Source organism: Maridesulfovibrio pacificus (SeqCode) (genome assembly GCF_048612815.1).
In the GTDB taxonomy this organism is placed as follows: domain Bacteria; phylum Desulfobacterota; class Desulfovibrionia; order Desulfovibrionales; family Desulfovibrionaceae; genus Maridesulfovibrio; species Maridesulfovibrio pacificus.
The window spans coordinates 232,100-252,513 of record NZ_JBLZNE010000001.1; the positions used below are offsets into that span (position 1 = coordinate 232,100).

The window sequence follows — 20,414 nt, forward strand, 5'->3', positions numbered from 1 at the left end:
TTGAGGAGAGTGTTTCAGGTGTCTATCTTTACTTTTTTGCAATAACATCGTATATCTCCGGCCTGAATCCAGAAATGCAGATACATTCCTGCCTTTTGTCCAGCCCGCGGGCGGAAGCCATCCGGTTCCTCTTTTCAGTTTACGCAATAACTCGAAAAAATCCGTCCAGCCCTGCCTAGCACAATCCACTGCACAGCCGTAAGGAGCCGGAGCTGTGTCTATGATTAAGGAGATTATTTTGTCTACAAAAAAAGTATACTTCATTGAAGGTGACGGTATCGGCCCTGAAGTCTGGGGTGCCGCCCGTCCGGTTATTGATGCTGCTCTTGAAAAAGCATATGGCGGCGCAAAAACAATTGAATGGACTGAACTTCTTGCCGGAGAAAAAGCTTACGCGGAAACCGGAGAGTACCTGCCTCAGGAAACTCTCGATACTCTTGCCAAAGCAGAACTGGCTATTAAAGGGCCGCTGCAGACCCCGGTTGGTAAAGGAATCCGTTCTCTTAACGTTACTTTGAGACAGGTTTTTGATCTCTATGCCTGCATTCGTCCCATCCGTTATTTTGAAGGAATTGAATCCCCGGTGAAACGTCCCGATCTGGTGGATATCGTTGTTTTCCGTGAAAACACCGAGGATGTCTATGCCGGAATCGAGTGGAGCTCTGCTTCCCCCGAAGCAAAAAAGGTAATTGATTTTCTGGTGGACGAAATGGGTGCCAAAATCGATCCTACTGCAGGCGTCGGCATTAAGCCTATTACCCCCGCCGGGTCCAAGCGCCTCGTTCGTCGGGCTATTGATTACGCCATTGACCAGAATCGCGAATCCGTGACCTTGGTCCACAAGGGCAATATCATGAAGTTCACTGAAGGCGGTTTCCGCCAGTGGGGTTATGATCTCGCTGAGGAAGAGTATGCCGGAAAGGTGGTCAAAGAAGGCGAAGACGCAGCAGGCAAGGTCGTTATTAATGACCGTATTGCCGATGCAATGTTTCAGGAACTGCTTATGCGTCCCGAACAGTACAGTGTAGTAGCCACCACCAACCTTAACGGTGACTACCTTTCCGATGCCCTTGCCGCTCAGGTTGGCGGTCTCGGTCTTGCTCCGGGCGTAAACATGGGTGACAAGCTTGCTATTTATGAAGCAACCCATGGAACCGCACCCACCATTGCAGGCAAAGACCTTGCTAACCCCGGAAGTATTCTGCTTTCCGGAGCCATGCTGTTGGAAAACAACGGTATGGGAGAAGCTGCTGTTCTGATTAAGAATGCAGTTGAAAAAGCTTTAGCTGCTAAAAAGGTAACTGTCGATCTGGCCAGCCAGATTAGCGGTGCTGAGCAGGTCGGTTGTAAAGCATTCGGTGAGATTATTCTCGCCAATCTGTAGTATGTCGTGAAAAGCATATACTCAGTGATTTGTAGAGGCTGAATGTACTAAGCCCTCCCTATGGTCAACATAGGGAGGGCTTTCTTATTTAGTACATATTGGGTGAGATCTTTATTGCACGCTGAACTTTATACCTTGGGGAGATTGCTTAAGTTCGATGTGACTGTCCGGGTCATCAACCTCAGTAGAGGTTATCTTGAGCATTTCAAGGTCATATACATCCGGAATAGTGCGCACTTTTAATTGCATTTTGTTGAATCCATTTAGCAACCGCTTTGTTTGACCGGGGAAAAGTCTAAACTGTGCGACACTGACATTACCTTCAACAGTAGCAACAGATCCTGCTACAGGATAGCTGCATTTGTTTTTAATAGTCAGAGCCTGTGCTTCGGTGCAAACCGAAAGGAACATAAACATAAGTATTAAAGCGGGAAATATTTTTCTCATGGTTTCCGGTAAGAGGCTATGCGTTTTTGAAATCGTCCAGCTCAGTATGGTGCGCTATTGTCGGGAAGGTATATTATAAATTAACCAGTGTGTCGTTTCTTATTTATTCATACTTTTGGATGATCTGGTGAGCGCGTACTTATGTTAATGATGCCTGTTCTCAGTTGACTATCTTCAAATCTTACGTAAAGTGTGCCCTTCGGAAATAAAGTTATAATTCATATCGGAGCAGATCTATGCAACGGATAATATTTTTTTTGATTTTTATTCTTTCCTCTTGCCCAGTTCTCGCTGCTGAGAAAAAGGCTCCCCAGATGCCTCCGGCACATGTGGCGACATCAAAGTCATTTGCCGGACAGGTTGCACCTGAATCCTCATATATAGGTACGGTTTATTTTTCAGAGACTTCCGATGTTGCTTCGGAAGTCAGCGGAAAAATCGTCAAGGTAGAGGTGGAAGAAGGGGATATCGTCAGAAAAGGTGATGTGCTGATCAGGCTCAGTTCTGATTTACTCAACACTGAAATCCGCGCGGCTAAAGCTGCCTATGCCGAATCCAAGGCAAACTACGATCTTGCCAAACGCGATGATCAGCGTATTACCAAGCTATTCAAGAGCGGTTCCGTCCACGAAGGTGAATACGATTCCAAACGGTATAAAGCTATCGCAATGGAAAGTGAACTTGCTTCTTCACAGGCAAAGCTTCGCCGCCTTCAGATTCAGCTTTCCAAGAAAACAATTCGTGCTCCTTTTGGAGGCATCGTGCTTAAACGTACCGTTTACTTAGGTGAATGGCTTTCCGTGGGTGCTGATGTAGTCAAGCTGGGTATGAATACCAGTTACGATGTAGTGGTCAACGTTCCGCAGGATGTTGCGCAGGTCGTTAAGCCCGGTCTTGAAGTCGGTATTACTGCCGGTGGCAAGGAGTATAAGGGTAAGGTTTTTGCTGTCATTCCCCGTGGTGATATCGCCAGCCGTACATTCCCGGTAAAGATCAGGATTAATAGCGAAAATGCTTTCAAGCAGGGTATGGAAGCGCGTGTTTCACTGCCTAACGGTCTGGCCAGCGAAACAGTTGTGGTTCCCCGTGATGCAGTAATTACTCTGCGCGGAACTACCATGGTTATCGCGGTTATCGACGGGAAGGCCCAGCCTTTCCCTGTGCAGGTAGTAGGCTTTAAAGGCATGAATGCCGGAGTTCGCGGTAAAGGCCTGAAAGCAGGACTGGATATTGTCACCAAGGGTAACGAAAGACTCAGGCCCGGACAGCCCGTGGTCATTGATAATAAATAGCCCGACGGGCCGGAGTAATTCATGGATTTTGTAAAATTTTCAATCGAAAAGCCGGTATCTGTACTGGTTGGGGTTATCCTGCTGGTCCTTTTCGGCGGTCTGGCCCTTTCCGGTCTGCCTTACCAGCTTTCTCCTTCGGTTACCGAACCGGAAATTACAGTTGAAACCTCATGGACCGGTGCAACTCCTTATGAGATCGAACGCGATATCATTGAAGAGCAGGAAAAAGTGCTCAAAGGTGTTACCGGGCTTATGGAAATGGAGTCCGAATGCTTTGACAGCTTCGGCCGCATTTCTTTGCGTTTCAAGATCGGTACTAACATTGACGATGCTTTGCTCAGGGTCTCCAACAAGCTGAACGAAGTTAAGAAATATCCTTCTGATTCGGACAGGCCGGTTATTTCCGCAACCGGTGCTTCAGCATCTCCGGTTATCTGGATGATTCTGCGTACCCTGCCGGATAACAAGCATCATATTAATGAATACGCAACTTATTTTGAAGATGACGTTCGTCAGTATCTTGAGCGTGTGGACGGTGTTGCCGATTTGTTTGTGGGCGGCGGTACCGAAAATGAAATGCACATCATCATCGCTCCTGAAAAACTGGCTGCCTATAATCTGACTATCGATAAGGTTACCAAGGTCCTGCAAAGTGAGAACGCCAACGTTTCAGCAGGTAACCTCGGCGTTGGACGGCGTGATTATCGAATCCGGACTACCGCTGAATTCAAAACTCCCGAAGAAATTGAGAGTGTTGTTATCACCTCCTCCGGTCAACAGAGAGTTACCATCGGAGACGTCGGTAAGGTTCTGCCCGGATTTAAAAAGCAGACAGTTTCCATGCTCCATAACGGTATTCCCGGTATGGCTATAGGTGTTAAGCCCGAACCAGGTTCCAACGTTCTGGAAGTGACCAAGAACGTGCGCAATGTTGTGGAAAAACTTAATGCAGGAATATTGGCTGACAAAGGAGTCTTTCTCGACTGGGTTTACGATCAGGCCCCTTATATCAACGGCGCAATTGATCTGGTAAAGCAGAACATTATTATCGGTGGTGTGCTGGCGGTCATAGTGCTGCTCATCTTTTTGCAGTCTTTTTCCGCAACCATCATTGTAGCAATCGCTATCCCTATCTCTGTAATCGGCTCATTCATCGTCTTCGGCGGGTTGGGCCGGACACTGAACATTGTAAGTATGTCCGGTATTTCTTTTGCTGTCGGTATGCTGGTGGATAACGCCATTGTTGTCCTTGAAAATATCGACCGTCACCGAGGTATGGGCAAGCGTCCCTACAATGCTGCTTATGACGGGGCCAGTGAAGTCTGGGGAGCTGTTCTGGCTTCGACCCTGACTACCGTTGCAGTATTCCTTCCGGTCGTATTCATCGAAGAGGAAGCAGGGCAGTTGTTCAAGGATATTGCCATTGCGGTTACCTGCGCTATTTCCCTGTCCATGTTTGTGTCCATCTCGGTTATTCCCATGCTGGCCAAGCAGTTTTATTCCCTTTCCAAGCGCAAGAAGAAGGTCAAAAAGAATATTCTCACCGGAATCGGTGCCAAGTTTTCCGATGCCATTATGGGATTACTCAGCTTGGCTATCCGTAACTGGGCAACAAGGCTTTCCACTGTAGCAATTCTGGTGGCGGCTTCGGCTCTGCTGGTGATTTCGTTCTTCCCGAAGATGGAATACCTGCCGCAGGGTAACCGGAATCTGGTCCTTTCCATTCTTATCCCACCGCCGGGGCTGTCTTTTGAAGAACGCGACTCCATCGGTGAATATATTGCCGCCCAGACTAAACCGCATATGGAAGCGGAGAAGGACGGCCTCCCGCAGATTGAAAGTTTGTTCTATGTCTCCGCACCGGATATCAATCTTTTCGGTGCTATTTCGAAAGACGAGGATCGTCCTGCGGCTATGATTCCGCTTTTTAACCGGATCATGAACTCAATTCCCGGTATGTTCGGGGTTAGTATTCAGGCTTCAATCTTTGAAACAGGTCTTGGTAAAGGGCGTATGGTCGCTGTTGATTTCAGCGGACCTGAACTTCCCAAGCTCATGGCTGCCGCCGGAACCATGTTCGGTATGGCCCGTGAAGCCATCCCCGGCGGACAGGTTCGTCCTATTCCGTCTCTTGAAATGCTTTATCCCGAAGTTCGCATAGTTCCCGACCGTGACCGTCTGCGCGCCGCAGGTCTGTCCAGTCAGGAAATAGGTGAGGCTCTTGACGTACTCATGGATGGTCGCAAAATCGGTGACTTTAAAGAAGAAGGTAAAAAGAAAATCGACCTGAAGCTTATGGCTTCTGGTAAAAGGGTAAGTACTCCCGAAGACCTTTACGAATCCCTCGTGGCAACACCTCAGGGCTGGGCGGTTCCGGTTTCTTCACTTTCCCATCTGGAGCGTACTTACGGTATTACCCAGATCCGCCACCTTGAACGTCAGAGAACTGTAACCCTGCAGATTACTCCGCCCAAGAGCATGCCTCTTGAGCAGGCTATGGATATCGTCCAGAACCAGCTCATCCCCAAGGTTAAGGAAATGGGCCTTATGGATGGCGTGAATGTGCGCATGTCCGGTGCAGCCGACAAGCTGACCCAGACCCGTGAAGCCATGCAGTGGAACTTCCTGCTGGCAGTAGTCATTACCTATCTGCTGATGGCAGCCCTGTTCGGAAACTTCATTTACCCGTTCATCATTCTGCTGACCGTACCTCTCGCGGGTGCTGGCGGATTCCTCGGATTGAAGCTGGAGAACCTGTTCATCGCTCCGCAGCCGCTGGACGTGCTGACTATGCTCGGCTTCGTTATCCTGATCGGGGTTGTTGTTAACAACGCGATTCTCATTGTGCACCAGTCCCTGAACAACGTGCGTAACGAAGGAATGGAACACCGTGAGGCCGTGCTTGAAGCGACGCGCTCAAGGCTGCGTCCTATCTATATGTCCGCAACAACATCCATCTTCGGTATGCTTCCGCTGGCAATCGCCCCCGGTCCCGGTTCGGAACTTTATCGCGGACTCGGAGCTGTTGTTCTCGGTGGTCTGGCTCTGTCCACGGTCTTCACCGTGTTCATGATCCCGGCCCTGCTCATGTTCTTCATTAAGATGGAGAAGATTGGCGGTGGTGAGGCTGAGGCGTAGGGTGCGAAAATAAAAACGATCCGGTTGTTGAGAAACATAGGATCATAGGCTACTTATATTCCCATCGACGTTGAATGCGTCGGTGGGAATTTTTTATATCAATTTTCAGGAGACAACCTGCCATGTATTTAGAAAAGTTATCGCTGCACAATTACCGGGGTATCCGGGATATGGAGATCGAGTTCGACAGGCATTTGAATGTGTTTGTGGGCGATAATGGGTGTGGGAAGACGAGTATTCTAGATGCTCTTGTTCGAGGAGTTAGTGCTGCTCGTATAAATCATGTTGCTGGGACCGAAAGACAGAATTTGGAAAACATCTTGCTCATCGCTTCTTATGATATAATGAATGATGAGAGCTGTGCCATGTATGAGTTGTCTTTTTCTGTACAGGGTAAACCTGTTGCTGTTGTTAGTAGTAGTAATCCTGAAGAAATTTCTAGCTCATTAAAAGAAAAATTTGAGAGATTGGATCATCTAGAGAGGATGTATTTTCCTGCGGATCGTGGGTTTGGATTCAGTGCAGCTCCGCCAAGTAGAGATGCACTGAATGGAGTGAGAAATATCGATCCTCGTATAGCTTTAATTATGGATAGATCTTCTCCATTTTTATATGAGTTGTTGTGGATTAAGAATCAGGAAGACAGGGAGAATGCTCAACTGCGTAGAATGATAGATAGTGATGAACCGTTGAATTCGTTTAAAGAAAATATCAAGCTGAAAGCAGTAAAGCAGGCTATATCTAAAATTACTGGGTTTAAAAATTTTGCTTTTTATGCAGATGAGGATGCCTTCTCGGTTGTTAAGAAAGAAGGTGAGCACTCTTTGGTGGTTAATCAACTGTCCTTAGGAGAACAGGTTTATTTAGGTTTAATAGCTGCAATTGCAACTAATGTGGTTCTTAATGCTCCTGATGATATTAATCCTCTTGAACATGCCTGCCTTGTCCTTATCGACGAAATAGACCTCCACCTGCACCCCAAATGGCAACGCCGCATTGTCCCGGCTCTGCGCGAAACTTTTCCTAATTGCCAGTTTATTATCACTACTCATTCCCCGCAGGTGCTTAGTGAAGTTCCGGCTGAGAATATTTTTTCTCTCTATCGGGATGAGAATGGGGATATTAAGTATGATAAGCCTAAATTAAGCAAAGGTTTGAACTCATCGGAGATTTTGCAGGAAGTTATGGATTTGTCCGCTTTTAGTCCCGATTTTGAAGAAGATCTAAATAGAATTTATACTTTGATCGAAGAAGAGGAATTCGAGGAAGCAAAGAAGTTGATTGAGAAATATGAGGAAGAATTCGGTGATGTTCCAGCTTTGATTAAAGCGCGGACTGTTCTCGAACTTTCGGAGTAGCAGCTTGTGAGGAATATTCAGAAAGGTGCGATTCCGCGTAAGTTTAGGGAGTGGAAAGAAGAAAATAATCATCAGCTTAGTGACCTTCCGTTTAAAGCCATTCCGTCAGAGGAGGGCGGGGTGAAAGATGATTTGCGGAAAGCTTTATGTGAAGAACAGGGGGCTTTATGTTGCTACTGCCAAAGTAGAATTAGTGACGAAGCTGAGAAAATGCGCGTTGAGCATTGGGCTTGCCAGCGTAAAAACGTGGACAAAAGATTTGAGTATGGAAATTTGCTGGCTGCCTGTTGCGGTAGTGAAGGACAGGGGCGTAGGAACCATCATTGCGATGTGCTGAAAGCTTCATCCGACCTGAAATACAATCCCGCTGATTTTGATGTGGAGAGTGTAATTAAATACAAAGCTAACGGTGAAATTTATTCTACAGATAAAGATTTCAATGAGCAGCTTGGAAGTGTTAACTCTCCGGGGATTTTAAATTTGAATTTACGCAGGTTGCGTATGCAGAGGCAGGCACAGATTGATGCTGTGATTGGCGAAATGCCTAAAAAGGGAAGCTGGCCGCGAGAAAAGGTTCTTCGAAAAATATGCGAATATGAAACGCCGGGAGAAAAAGGTAAACTCAAACCTTTTTGCGGTGTAGCAATCTACTACCTCAAAAAGAAACTACGCCAATCAAAATAAACAAAAAACAGCCCTGCGAACGCAAAGTTCGCAGGGCTGTTCTCATTTCTATCTATATCTCCCTGATCAGGAATTCTCTTTCACATATCTTTCCAATCTATCCATTCCTTCAGCAAGATTCTCCATGGAATTTGCGTAGGACAGGCGGATGAATCCTTCTGCACCTTCGCCGAAGTCGATGCCGGGGGTGACACCGATTCCGGCTTTTTCGAGGATGTCGAAAGCCAGCTTGAGGGAACTTCCATCAAATTTTACCGCCAGATGTTTCATGTTTACCAGCACGTAGAATGCTCCGGTGGGTTCGACTTTGATTTCAAAGCCGATTTCGCGCAGCCTTTTGATCAGGAACTTGCGGCGCTCATCGTAAATACCTTTGATGCGGTTTACTTCATCCCATGATTCTGTCAGCGCAGCCACTCCGGCATACTGGGCCATTGAGTTAGCGGAGATGAAGAAGTTCTGGCAGAGCTTCTGCATGGGGCGCACGTATTTTTCCGGGCCGATGATGTAGCCCAGCCGCCATCCGGTCATGGCGAAGAGTTTGGAGAATCCGTTGAGCACAAAAGCGTGATCCGTGTATTCAAGGATGGTATGTTCCTTCTCCCCGTAAACAAGGCCGTGGTAGATTTCATCAGAAATAATCCAAGGTCCCATCTTGGCAATCTTCTCCATTCTTTCAGGTGAGAGCAGAGTCCCGGTAGGATTGGAGGGTGAGTTAATCAGGATTGCCTTGGTGCGTTCATTGATTGCTTTTTCGATTGCTTCCGGGCGGTATTGGAAACCGTCCTCTTCAAAAGTACGGATACTGTTTGCTTCGGCCCCGGAGAAGGAAATAAAGTTGCTGTAGCAGGCATAGCAGGGATCAGAGACAATAATGTTGTCTCCCTGATCCAAGATAAAGGTGAAGAGCAACAGCATTGCCGGGGAAGTTCCTTGGGTGATGATAACACGGCCCGGATCGACATCCACGCCGTAAGTATCTCGATAATATTTGCTGATTGCTTCGCGCAGTTCCGGGATTCCCAGGCTGTGGGTGTAGTGGGTTTCGCCGGACTCCATGGCTTTGATGCATGCCTGTTTGACACATTCAGGCGTGTCGAAGTCCGGTTCGCCTATTTCCATGTGGATGATGCTGCGGCCCTGCCGTTCCATTTCCTGCGCTTTTTCCAGAACGTCCATGACTAAGAACGGGGTGATCTCACAGGCTCTTTTTGAAATACATTCCATGCTGTTCTCCGGGGGATATGATGCGCCACGCGCTTTTGATTTGGGATTTCGCCTCTGGCGGCCAAAGGAAATTCACTTTGGAATCCCTATGAAATGGCGGGATTTTTCTAAGGCTATACGGACATATACATTTAGTAGCGTTTGAGTGCAACATAGCCGTTCTGAATCTGTTTATCATGCTTGTGCCCGTTTCAGCGATGCAGTAAATACCCGCCACAGACTATGAATATACTTCTTATCGACAACAACGACAGCTTCACCAACAACCTTGAGCATCTGCTGGCCCGCGAGATTCCCGGGGCACGGATTGCTGTGTATCCTTATGCAGAAGTGCTGGGGCGCAGAGAAGCTTTTGATCTCAGCTCTTACGCACTGATCTTCATCTCTCCCGGTCCGGGCTGCCCTGCGGACTATCCGGGGTATGAAGCAGTGATTGAATCCGGTCTGCCTGTTCTGGGTGTTTGTCTAGGCATGCAGATTCTCAACGAATATTTTGGCGGGCGAACCGCACGGCTGGACGGCTGCTTTCACGGACGCACCGAACGCATAGATTTTGCCGGACATAATCTGGCTGTGGCTAGATATCATTCCTTATATTGTGCGCAGCTTGGAGACGGGCTTAAGTTGCTCAGCGAGAATAGCGCCCATGTTCCCATGGCTGTAGTTCATGAAAGTCTGCCATTGTTAGGGTACCAGTTTCATCCGGAATCATTTTTAACCGAGCAACCCGGAGTATTCATTGCATATGCCCTCCATCATTTCGGACTCCTGTAGTTTTGAGCGTTTTCGGGAGATTGCTTATCACTTTGTGCGTGAGCATAAAGCGGATGTACTGCTCGGTGCCTCTGAATTTCCTGATTCATGCGTGAGTTATCTGGGGCTTGAACCGCAGGACGAACTTATTCTGCAATCCGGTGTTTCCGGCGCAGATGTCAGTTTACAAATGAAAGATTTCTGCTTTGCCGAAGATGGGCCTGTCATCGGTTATCTTTCGTATGAACTCGGGCATGAATTGCGTGGAGTGGAAAGCAACAAGGCCGTGCAGTTTCCGTTACTGCATCTGAAAAAGTACCGTGCGGTACTTATACATGACAGTGGTAAATCGTCCCTGAAATTGCTTTGTTGTGATGAAACTTATCGGTCGGCTATTGTTGATTCCATTCATGAAAATGGAGTTGTTCCAGATGTCGAACTGCCGTCTTTTGCAACTGATGATATTCGTATGTCATTGGATAAACAGGGTTATGAAGACGGAGTGGCAAGCACTCTTGAATACATCCGTGACGGCCTGACTTACCAGCTGAACCTGACCACCCGTTTGACAATGGCTGGTGGTAATCTTGATCCTGTGCTCTGGTTTTTCGCACTGCACAAACGTTATCCTGCTCCGTATTACGCACTCTTCAGCAGTGGTGAAAAGATGGTGGTTTCCACTTCACCAGAGCTCTTTTTGCGGGTTGAGCAGGGTAAGGTTTTGTCCGAACCCATCAAGGGGACTCTTCGTTTTGAGGAGTATTCTGAAGAGTTGGTCAGTTTTCTGCAAAGTTCAGTAAAAGAGGATTCTGAGCTTTCCATGATTGTGGATCTGATCCGCAATGACATTTCATCCGACTGCCGTTATGGATCGGTGGTTGTTGAGGACCATAAATCCGTATTTGCGGTGGATAATCTTTTGCAGATGTTCAGCCGGGTACGCGGGGAACTGGCTGAAGGGCGGGATTGTATTGACTTGCTTTTGAACGCATTCCCCGGTGGTTCCATTACCGGGTGTCCTAAGAAAAGCTCTATGGAGCTTATCGATAAGCTGGAACCGCATGTTCGTGGTCCGTACTGTGGCAGTATCGTAATCATTAATGGACCGCAGGATATGGTTGCTTCAATTCCCATCAGGACCGCTGTTTACGACCAAAATACAAAAGAACTCGACTACTGGGCCGGAAGCGGTATTGTCATTGATTCCGATCCTGAAGCGGAGTACAGGGAAACCATTGCCAAAGCCGGCAAAATTCTGGACCCGGAGTCTGTATGATTTATTTCAGGAATTGTGAGTTGCATGAAGATGATGTTTGTCTCGATTTAGCTCAGCCCGCTTTTAGGACTGGATACGGATTTTTTGAGACCATCTGTTGGAACGGAAGTAAAATCTGTCATCTGGATCTACATCTGGAACGGGCGCACAGTAGCCTTGCTGAATTCGGTATAGCTGAAGAGCCGCTTGATTATGAGGCTATCATTGGGAAAGTGGTCAACGCGAATGGTCTCCTGAATGAATTTGCACGTGTGAATATATTTTTTCCGGTAGAGAAAGATCATACCCAGCCCATCGTTTGCGCTGTGCCTTTTGAGTATGTTCCGCAACGTACGTGGACCCTCAAGCCTAATCCACAAGTTTTTCTTAGCCCGCTCATGGTCCATAAATCCACCAATCGCATGGATTATCTTAATGCATGGAAGACTGCACAAGCGGATGGTTTTGATGATGCTCTTCTGCAGGATTTCGAAGGCAATGTGCTGGAGTCTTCCTTTGCGTCTCTTTTATTCAAAGCTGGTGATAGATTCATTGAACCACAGACAGCATTCAAGCTTCCCGGTACCGCCCGTATTGTAGCAGCTCGGCATATTGAAATTGGTTGCGTACAGGTTAATCTGGCGCAGATTGATAAGTTTGACCATGTTTATGCGCTTAATTCATTAGGTGGTATGATTCCGGTCACTGCCATTGATGGAATTAAATTTGAACCTGATTTTGTTTTAGCTGAAGAAATAAGTGCAAAAATTTTAGAACTAAAAATATAATTTGATATTTTCCCGCTAAAGCCTATATAGATTGCGAAATGCGTTCTTATAAGGTGTATATTAACAGCGCTTTTTTAGGTTAAATACTATTGAAAAATGGTGGGAATCTCAATGGTTGCGGGTAATACAAAGTTCACAGTTCTTTCATGCGGTTCTCTGGATAACCTCGGGCTTCAGCAAGGTGAGAGTGTAAATATTGAACTCTTTACAACTCAGGAACGCCTTTGGGGAGAGGTTGTCGGTTTTAAGTCCGGAGTATTTCTTTCTGTGTGGCTCCCGGCTTTGCGGGAAAGGGAGTATCAGCGGATATTGGCTGACGACCCGGATGTTACTGTCAGGGCGAAGTGTAAGGATTGCTTCATATGCGGTTTTCGTTCAACTGTGACTAGGGTAATGAAATATCCTTATCCTATTCTTTATCTCAGTTATCCAGAATCATTCGAAAAGGTCAGCTTACGCAAGAATGAGCGCGTAGAATGCTTTCAGCCGGTACGCATTGTTTATAAAGGAAAAGAATTGCAGGGAGTCTTTAAGGATATTTCCAAAGGTGGAGGGCGGATATCATTCACTCTTCCTGACGGTAATATCTTTTTTAATATGGGGCACGATTTGAAAGCTGACTTTTCTTTTAAGATGTATGGTGATGGACCGGAAATCAGCGGGGTCGGAGTCATCCGTAATATGGTCAGTGGTTCGACTAATGTTTCAATCGGACTCAAGTTCGTTAAGTTTAACATTGGGTCAGAAGATTTGTTAGCGCAGGTTGTTAGATCATTCAGTCTGCATACTTGATCAGCTTAGAAGATGCAGCCTCAGCCGCAAGGGCTAAGGCTGCATTATAGTATTAAGGTTTGCTGACGGTCGCTATGCGCGAGCGGACAGGAATGTTTGAGGATTCTAGGCCGGGAGTTTGCCCGTGCAGGTCAAAGTCGAGGTTAACACCGGGCCTGAAGATGAGCACGTGCGTTGAGCCTCCGAAATGAAACATGCCCAGCTGATCTCCTTTGTTTATATGCTGTCCTTCGTAAACGGTAATTTCATTGGAAGAAACTTCCGCCATACCGACGAACATGACAGCCATTAAGCCGATATCCGGGTTGTCAGCTTCTATGAAGATAAGTGCCCGGGCAGCAACTTGGGTGATATATCCTTGTGATTTGTTGGGACTTGCCGGATCAAACCCGGCTGTTGGTGACTGGGCATAGTAAGAGCCGTCTATCAGTTTTGTCTTCACAATCTTTCCACTTACCGGACTGTGCCAGCGGTGGTAGCTGAGCGCGCTTAAAAATGCCTGATAAATTGTTCCGCCTTCAAATTGCGGAGCCAGCGGGTCGCCATCGAGCATATGGTAGAGCGAATAGGGCTGACCTTTTATCCAGAATTTATCTCTCATCTTTACGTTTTCTGCCAGATTGAACGGTGCTGATTCACAGGCGTTCGCAATGACCGCATCATTTTTAGGTGAGGCAACAGGTCTCCTTCCTTCTCTGAACTGGCGGGTAAAGAAGTCGTCCCATGATTTAAAACCGTGGTATGGCTTGCCTGGATCGCAGACAAAGTCCTTTTCAAATCCGGGCATGGCTTTCTGGGCATCCCGTCCGAACCATCCTTTTTTCGGGTCCTTGCTAAGGACATATCGTGAGTCCGGTGATCCAAGGAATACAGCCCATTGGTTGAGTATTTTCTTCAACTGCATATTGACCCTGCTATCCAAGAAAGCATTTGTCCCGGCTGAGGTCCCCATGGGCCAGTTCAAGACGGCATTAATGGGAAATCCAACCAGTCCGGTTGTGTTGAATTCCGGTGCCTGCTGTGAGATATCACTCAATTTCAGCAACATCTGATTGTAGTCACGGATTTGCGGATTTCCTGCCGGATCATTTTTGAATTTCGGTTTGTCTGGGACCATTTCAAACATTTGAGTGAAAAGCATGAGCAGCTCAGGATCGTTTTCAATAAGGTCTTTAAATTCCTGAACGACCGGAATAAGCTGAGGGGCATCGTTAGAAACAGGATGTTGTGACGCTCCGTTTGCGGATACGGAAAGACCAAGGCAGAGGAGCAGGCTGCAAAGGAATAGGATAATAGTTTTGGGCCAATATCGATTACATGTCATTTCCGAAGCTCCGGCTTTAATTTTTTTGAGTGTAGGATTAGATGAAAACACATAATTAAAGTTATAACCCGCAGGAGATAACATTGCCAAGCCGGATAAATAAAAAAGGGCGTACCTGAGTAACCAAACTCAGGTATGCCCTTTAAAAAATAATCAATATAATGGTGCTCGTTATTTATGAAGCCAACAGATAATCGCGCCCCATAACAAAACCGCGTGTATCTAGAAATTCAGCAACTTCATCACGTGCACCCCAGCTTGCTACGTAGGAGAGCAGGAAGGTTTCTCCTGCCGGTGGTAGTTCATTACGGCCAATTACTTTTTTGCCGTGGATAAACATTCCTATTTTGCGTGGGTCAACGTCAACGTAGAAAGCGGTTTCCACCCCGAGGCTTTCCAACATCTCGTATCGCTTACGTGAGGTCCGTCCCGAACCGATAATGCCGACTTTAGGATTCGGTCCGAGCTTGTACTGCAGCCAGTTGAAAAGATACTCGCTTTTAATACGGTAGAATGCTTCAACTGTATATTTAGGATGGTTGCGGGATAGGCGGTCCGGCGGATCATTCCAGATGAGAAGTTCTTCATCCACCTTACGCATTTTTACCCCAGCTTCCAGCCAGCGCAGGACCAGTTCGTAGTCTTCAGGGAAATCTCCGTCGCGGAATGGACCGTGCTCTTCAATTAGTTCCTTGCGCGCCATGATGGAAGGATTCGCAAAAGGAAATTCCACAAAACGGTTCAAGGAAATCTCATCAGCATCAACCAAGGTGTTGATCCAATCCACATAATGGGCATAGCCGCCGTTCTTTTCCCGGTCTCCGCCGAACCCTACACGGCAGGCGGTCAGTCCTGTCTCATGGTCGCAGTCCAGCAGTTCCGCCTGTTTTTCTATGCGCTCAGGCAGGGCTAAATCATCTGCGTCCATGCGGGCTATGTAGCTTCCGCTTGCTGCGTTAATGGCAGCATTGGCCGCGCCGACCACTCCCTGATGCTCAAGGAATATCGGCTTTAACCGTGGATCGCGGGCAGCATATTCTTTAAGAATTTCGGCAGTATTGTCTTCGGAACCGTCATCCACAGCCACCAGTTCGAGGTCTTCGAAGGTCTGGCCGAGGATGCTGTCAATTGCTTCGCTTACGGTGGACTCGCAATTGTAGCAGGGCATGGTTACCGAGACTTTGGGACTGCCCATAACTTACTTCTCTCCTTGAGATTCCTGTTCGATAGATTCCTGCAACTGGCGTTTAATTCTGCAAATGCTGCATACTCCCGCAGAAGTGGGGTAACCGCATTCTGTGCAGGGATTGATTTCGTAATCCTTTTCTTCTTTCTCAAGAGCTGCGAAAGCGGGCTGCCCTCGGTCAAGGAATCCTTTGTAGAAAGCGCGCTTGGTGCCGGGGCTGCGCAGTTCCATATCACGCCAGAGTTTTTTGTGTCCGGTGAAGCTGGCACCGGAACTGAACGGGCAGGGCAGGTGATGATAAGGAATGTCCGCAAGAAATGAAAATATGGCACTTTCATATTCAGTAACCCGGAAAAGGGGTTTCACCTTCTTGGCAAAGCCGTTCTCCGCAGGAAGTAGCGGACCCTGATCGGACAGATAGCCCTGATCCCAGCGCAGGGTGTTGGCGAAGAGGCGGGCCACTTCGTCATCAAGGTTATGCCCGGTGGCAAGAGCTGTGTAACCCTCTTCAATTGCAACCTTGTTGAAATATTGGCGCTTAAATTTACCGCAGATTGCGCAAATGGGGCGGCGGATGTGTTTTTTGATCAGCGGCATGGGAACGCCTTCTTTTTCCAGCTCTACCACCCGCAGCGGGTAACCCTTGTCTTTGCAGAAATCTTCTACAACGGCGCGAGCCTTTAGGGATGATTCATAGATACCCAGATCAATGTGCAGTCCGGTTACATCGTATCCGAGCTCTGCCAGTGCGTATATGAGTCCGAGCGAATCCTTACCGCCGGAAAGAGCTACCAGAACCTTGTCATCCGGTTCGAGGAGATTGCGGTTTTTGATGCCTTGCGCAACTTGACGCATGAAGAAATTATTAAAATGTTCCTTACAGAACGCGGCATTATGGCTGGGCAGTGAAACCACAGCCTTTTCTTTACATACCTTGCATTTCATATCGCTATCCTACTGAAATTACTTTTCTGAGTTCAATTTCATCGCCCTGTCTGATCTGCTCGTCCTGAGTGAGCAGTTCTCCATTGCGGATGACCAGAGTGTCAGTATGGTGCAGCCCCTGCTTGTTAAGCAGTTGCAGGACGGTATTTAATTTTGTGTATTCTACTGTCTGGCCTTCGGGTTCGATTTTGACAATTACCATGGTCAGACTCCTTTTTCTAATTTTATATGATAAGATTGATGTCCGAGGCCTAGGGATGTAGCGTTTAAGAACATTTTCATCAAGCTTTTCCTACTAGAAAGAGGGAGAATTTTTTGCTTTAATTTTTTACATTAAGTTACAATCAAGGAAAAATAGAAAAAAAAGCAGCCATAACGAAAAAACATTGTTATCCTGTGCTATGATTAAGGCAAGAATCGGAAGTCTGCAATGCATCCGGTGCAAGGAATTATAAAATGTCTATAAATGTTGACCCCAACTTGAATATTGAACTAAACTGGTAATAAGTAAAAACGACTTTCAAGGAGTGGCATATGTCTCAGAAGACAATTTTAGTCGTTGACGACGAAAAGCATATACGGATGCTCTACAGGGAAGAACTTGAGGCCGGAGGCTATAAAGTTTCAACTTCTGACGGGACCGAAGATATTCTTGTGGTTATCGGGCGTGAAAAACCTGATCTTGTTGTTTTGGATATTAAACTTGGGATTAATAGGTCCGGGCTGGATCTGCTGCAGGAAATAAGGCAGGAGGATCAGAATCTTCCGGTTATCCTCAGTACCGCTTATGACAGCTTCAAGCATGACATGAAGTCTATTGCGGCTGATCATTATGTGGTGAAATCCGTTGATTTGAGTGAGCTGAAGGAAAAAGTGAAGCTTGCCTTAAGCTGATTTTCAGCTCATTCTGTTAGGCTGAGTATTAAAATAATTAGACTTATTTTAGGAATCTATGAAAATAGATTCCTTTTTTACTTGCCAAACCAAAATGACGGTGCTAGAACCCGCTTGTCTTTGACGGCAGAGATGTCTCAAGGCAACCAAAATAAATGCAGGCCAGTAGTTCCAACGGCTAGAACGTCGGTCTCCAAAACCGAATGCTGGGGGTTCGAATCCCTCCTGGCCTGCCATTTATCACTTCTAAAAAGCGAACAAGCTTACAATCCATGTTCGACATAGCCAATACAATCAAAGAAATAAGCATTCTTGCTTTACCTTTTCTTCTGGCAATTACCTGTCATGAGGCCGCCCACGGCTTCGCAGCTTACCTTCTTGGTGATCCTACGGCTAAACAGGCCGGACGCCTTACTCTGAATCCCGTAAAACATCTTGACCCCATGGGAACCCTTGCCCTTGTGCTTACACGCATGATCGGCTGGGCTAAACCTGTTCCGGTCAACCCGATGTATTTCAAGAATCCACAGCGTGATATGATGATTGTCGCTTTGGCTGGGCCGGCGGCAAACATGGCACTTGCGGTAATGTTCTCAATTGTCGTAAAGGTAATTCTTTCACTTGATGTGAATTCCATGTCGCCGTTGATGCTCAGGATTCTTGAGCCTTCGGTAATGATCGCCAATGCGGGTGTCATTATCAATCTGGCTCTGTGTTTTTTCAATCTGCTGCCCATCCCTCCGTTGGACGGAAGTAAGATACTTGCCGGATTCATGCCCCGTGAGGCTGCATTCAAATTTATGTCGTTCCGGTACGGATTCGTTATCGTTATCGTACTGGCAATGCTCGGACTTCTCGGTAAGGTTATCAGTCCGGCCATGGGGTTTTTCTATAATTTTCTGGTTCATTAGGACCGCCAAGCATACAAGATTTTTAAAATGAGTAAGACAAACAATCGCATAGTTTCAGGCATGAGGCCCACCGGACGTTTGCACCTAGGACATTACTTTGGTGTTCTGGTCAACTGGGTCAGGATTCAGGAAGATCACGAATGTTATTTCTTTGTTGCCGACTGGCACGCAATGACCAGTGAATATTCCGATCCCCGCAAGATTCAGGGTTTTGTCCCTGAACTGGTTAAAGACTGGATTGCAGCAGGTCTCGATCCTGAAAAATGTGTGATTTTCCATCAGTCTCAGGTTAAGGAACACATTGAACTGCACCTGATTCTGTCCATGCTGACCCCGCTGGGCTGGCTGGAAAGGAACCCCACATATAAGGAACTCAAGCAGGAGCTGGTTCAGAAGGAACTGAACACTTACGGTTTCCTCGGATATCCTGTGCTTATGGCTTCCGATATTCTTATGTACAAGCCTTCGCAAGTTCCTGTTGGTCAGGATCAGCTTCCTCATCTTGAGCTGGCCCGTGAGATTGCCCGTCGTTTTAACCATCTTAATGGCGAATTTTTCCCTGAGCCGAAAGCTCTGCTCACCGAGGATGCAAAGCTTCCCGGTCTTGATGGTCGTAAGATGTCCAAGAGCTACAACAACGGTATTTATCTCGGTGAGCCCATGGATGAAGTTAAGCCTAAGGTTATGTCCATGCTGACTGACAAGAACAGGCTGCGTAAGTCCGATCCGGGCGATCCTGATGTCTGTAACCTCTATCCTTATCACAAGCTGCTTACTGACACAGAAACCTGTGCTGAGATTGAGGAAGGATGCCGTAATGCAAGCCGTGGTTGTGTGGAATGTAAGAAACTTCTGGCCGAGAATATGGCCAAGTTCCTTGAGCCCATGCAGGAACGCCGCCGCCATCTGGATGAAAATCCGCAGCTCGTCTGGGATATTCTCCATGAAGGTACTGCTAAGGCTCAGGTTAAAGCAAAAGAGAACATGGACGAAATCCGTGAACTGATCGGCTTCAAATTCTAAGTTTTATTTATACAAAGACATTGAGAAATCCCCTGTTGCATATGCAGCAGGGGATTTCTTTATTTCTATGATTTCTCTTTTATTGTTTCCAGAGAAGGCGGCGCAGTTGATCCGGTTATTTTTTCCACCACCTGGCGGACTTCCGGAAGACATCAACGACCATTGGGGTTTTTCTCTGCGCACTGGCATTCACTGTTTTTCTTTTCATTTAGAATGCGTTCAAAAATGGTTGATCTTCCATTTTTTAGTACATCCTTTTTGATATCATCTGAGGTGTAGCTAAAGCAGTGGCAAATGAGCTGAGTCATTAATTGTCCTGTCTAGAACCTATTTTTAATAAATTCAGTAATTGCCTGAATGGCCGATTTCTTGTGTTCACTGACATCTTCTTCAGTTTCCCACCATTGCAGGTCGCTGAATTCCAGCGGTAGACGCAGTGTGAGAAACGGCAGGAAAAAACGAACTACGTTTTCCTTGGAAGAACCTTTTACAGAGTCAAAGTGAAAAAAGACTTCGCCTATAAACCACGCACGGTCTTTCTGTGAAGCAGGTTCCGGGGGTTTGATGTACATGAAGTCCGGGTCTGTCTCGGATTTAAGCTCGCTGTCGTGGAAACGGGAGAACAGATCAAGTACCTGCTTACGGATAAGTTTGTCTCCGTAAACGTCAACAATGAAGGTGAACTTAAGGAATCCTGTCTCCGGAGTCAGGTTGTGGCGCGATATTTTAAGCACCCCGTCCTTGCGTTTGGATTCGTCATCATCAAGGAAAAGGTCAAAGGCGCAAAAACCGATAAAGTTTTCCGCTCCGCGAAGCTCTTCAAGTTGAGCTTCAATTCCGGCAGTAATTTTATTCATTGCTGTCCATCTCTTTTTTGTCTTTTTCTTCACGGAGATGGGTCTGCCCAAATCCGCTTCCAGTCCTCTTAACCATCTTGAAGATGGCAAGGACGATGACCAGCATGACTATTATTGCTTCTACGCCTTCACCTGTCATAGTTTACTCCTGTTCCC

At 46.8% G+C, this 20,414-nt stretch carries 20 protein-coding genes and 1 tRNA gene; 13 read left to right on the plus strand and 8 right to left on the minus strand.

Annotation, left to right across the window (positions count from 1 at the left end; all coding sequences use genetic code 11):
• Positions 1-220: 220 nt before the first annotated feature.
• Positions 221-1,384: an NADP-dependent isocitrate dehydrogenase gene (gene icd / locus ACNI23_RS01180; RefSeq protein WP_420246230.1), complete on the plus strand. Its 1,164-nt coding sequence runs from the start codon at positions 221-223 to the stop codon at positions 1,382-1,384.
• Between the two features lie 111 nt (positions 1,385-1,495).
• On the opposite strand, the gene ACNI23_RS01185 is transcribed toward icd, so the two are convergent.
• Positions 1,496-1,831, minus strand: a complete 336-nt coding sequence (locus ACNI23_RS01185; RefSeq protein ID WP_420246232.1) for a hypothetical protein — start codon at positions 1,829-1,831, stop codon at positions 1,496-1,498.
• Between the two features lie 236 nt (positions 1,832-2,067).
• Between ACNI23_RS01185 and ACNI23_RS01190 the strand changes: the two genes are divergently transcribed.
• From ACNI23_RS01190 to ACNI23_RS01205, 4 genes are all read left to right on the plus strand, one after another.
• Positions 2,068-3,123 carry an efflux RND transporter periplasmic adaptor subunit gene (locus ACNI23_RS01190; protein WP_420246233.1) on the plus strand — a complete coding sequence of 352 codons (1,056 nt, stop codon included), beginning with the start codon at positions 2,068-2,070 and terminating at the stop codon, positions 3,121-3,123.
• Between the two features lie 21 nt (positions 3,124-3,144).
• The gene (locus ACNI23_RS01195; RefSeq protein WP_420246235.1) at positions 3,145-6,261 is read left to right on the plus strand and encodes an efflux RND transporter permease subunit; all 3,117 of its coding nucleotides are present in this window, start codon (positions 3,145-3,147) and stop codon (positions 6,259-6,261) included.
• A gap of 122 nt (positions 6,262-6,383) precedes the next feature.
• Positions 6,384-7,619 (plus strand): AAA family ATPase, encoded by a 1,236-nt coding sequence (locus ACNI23_RS01200; protein WP_420246237.1) that lies wholly within the window; start codon positions 6,384-6,386, stop codon positions 7,617-7,619.
• A 6-nt stretch (positions 7,620-7,625) separates the two neighbouring features.
• On the plus strand, positions 7,626-8,303 hold the full coding sequence (locus ACNI23_RS01205; protein WP_420246238.1) for a retron system putative HNH endonuclease: 678 nt from the start codon (positions 7,626-7,628) through the stop codon (positions 8,301-8,303).
• 66 nt (positions 8,304-8,369) lie between these two features.
• Here the strand turns inward: ACNI23_RS01205 and ACNI23_RS01210 are convergent, their stop codons facing one another.
• A complete protein-coding gene (locus ACNI23_RS01210; protein ID WP_420246240.1) occupies positions 8,370-9,530 on the minus strand; it encodes a pyridoxal phosphate-dependent aminotransferase in 1,161 nt (386 codons plus the stop codon).
• A 222-nt stretch (positions 9,531-9,752) separates the two neighbouring features.
• Here ACNI23_RS01210 and ACNI23_RS01215 point away from each other — a divergent pair, with 222 nt between their 5' ends.
• The 4 genes from ACNI23_RS01215 (at position 9,753) to ACNI23_RS01230 (ending at position 13,118) form a co-directional block, all read left to right on the plus strand.
• Positions 9,753-10,304 (plus strand): aminodeoxychorismate/anthranilate synthase component II, encoded by a 552-nt coding sequence (locus tag ACNI23_RS01215; protein WP_420246242.1) that lies wholly within the window; start codon positions 9,753-9,755, stop codon positions 10,302-10,304.
• Entirely contained in the window at positions 10,276-11,559 is a 1,284-nt protein-coding gene (locus tag ACNI23_RS01220) for an anthranilate synthase component I family protein (RefSeq protein ID WP_420246244.1), read from the plus strand. The genes ACNI23_RS01215 and ACNI23_RS01220 overlap by 29 nt, the downstream gene beginning before the upstream one ends.
• Complete coding sequence (locus tag ACNI23_RS01225; protein WP_420246246.1) at positions 11,556-12,326, plus strand: aminotransferase class IV; 771 nt, start codon at positions 11,556-11,558, stop codon at positions 12,324-12,326. The genes ACNI23_RS01220 and ACNI23_RS01225 overlap by 4 nt, the downstream gene beginning before the upstream one ends.
• 111 nt (positions 12,327-12,437) lie before the next feature.
• Entirely contained in the window at positions 12,438-13,118 is a 681-nt protein-coding gene (locus ACNI23_RS01230; protein ID WP_420246248.1) for a PilZ domain-containing protein, read from the plus strand.
• A gap of 52 nt (positions 13,119-13,170) precedes the next feature.
• On the opposite strand, the gene ACNI23_RS01235 is transcribed toward ACNI23_RS01230, so the two are convergent.
• From ACNI23_RS01235 to ACNI23_RS01250, 4 genes are all read right to left on the minus strand, one after another.
• Positions 13,171-14,442: a phosphatidylserine decarboxylase family protein gene (locus ACNI23_RS01235; protein ID WP_420246250.1), complete on the minus strand. Its 1,272-nt coding sequence runs from the start codon at positions 14,440-14,442 to the stop codon at positions 13,171-13,173.
• A gap of 175 nt (positions 14,443-14,617) precedes the next feature.
• On the minus strand, positions 14,618-15,637 hold the full coding sequence (locus tag ACNI23_RS01240; RefSeq protein ID WP_420246251.1) for a glycosyltransferase: 1,020 nt from the start codon (positions 15,635-15,637) through the stop codon (positions 14,618-14,620).
• 3 nt (positions 15,638-15,640) lie between these two features.
• On the minus strand, positions 15,641-16,573 hold the full coding sequence (locus ACNI23_RS01245; RefSeq protein ID WP_420246252.1) for a PP-loop family protein: 933 nt from the start codon (positions 16,571-16,573) through the stop codon (positions 15,641-15,643).
• A gap of 4 nt (positions 16,574-16,577) precedes the next feature.
• Positions 16,578-16,775 carry a MoaD/ThiS family protein gene (locus ACNI23_RS01250; protein ID WP_015850988.1) on the minus strand — a complete coding sequence of 66 codons (198 nt, stop codon included), beginning with the start codon at positions 16,773-16,775 and terminating at the stop codon, positions 16,578-16,580.
• 332 nt (positions 16,776-17,107) lie between these two features.
• On the opposite strand from ACNI23_RS01250, the gene ACNI23_RS01255 reads away from it, so the two are divergent.
• From ACNI23_RS01255 to trpS, 4 genes are all read left to right on the plus strand, one after another.
• Complete coding sequence (locus ACNI23_RS01255; protein ID WP_420246254.1) at positions 17,108-17,467, plus strand: response regulator; 360 nt, start codon at positions 17,108-17,110, stop codon at positions 17,465-17,467.
• Between the two features lie 159 nt (positions 17,468-17,626).
• Positions 17,627-17,703 (plus strand) — tRNA-Trp (locus tag ACNI23_RS01260).
• Between the two features lie 36 nt (positions 17,704-17,739).
• Positions 17,740-18,378 (plus strand): site-2 protease family protein, encoded by a 639-nt coding sequence (locus ACNI23_RS01265; protein WP_015850990.1) that lies wholly within the window; start codon positions 17,740-17,742, stop codon positions 18,376-18,378.
• Between the two features lie 27 nt (positions 18,379-18,405).
• The gene (trpS, locus tag ACNI23_RS01270; protein ID WP_420246256.1) at positions 18,406-19,401 is read left to right on the plus strand and encodes a tryptophan--tRNA ligase; all 996 of its coding nucleotides are present in this window, start codon (positions 18,406-18,408) and stop codon (positions 19,399-19,401) included.
• Between the two features lie 320 nt (positions 19,402-19,721).
• Here the strand turns inward: trpS and ACNI23_RS01275 are convergent, their stop codons facing one another.
• A complete protein-coding gene (locus ACNI23_RS01275; RefSeq protein WP_420246258.1) occupies positions 19,722-20,258 on the minus strand; it encodes a hypothetical protein in 537 nt (178 codons plus the stop codon).
• Complete coding sequence (locus ACNI23_RS01280; RefSeq protein WP_420246259.1) at positions 20,251-20,397, minus strand: hypothetical protein; 147 nt, start codon at positions 20,395-20,397, stop codon at positions 20,251-20,253. Before ACNI23_RS01280 ends, ACNI23_RS01275 begins: the two co-directional genes overlap by 8 nt.
• Positions 20,398-20,414: the final 17 nt, after the last annotated feature.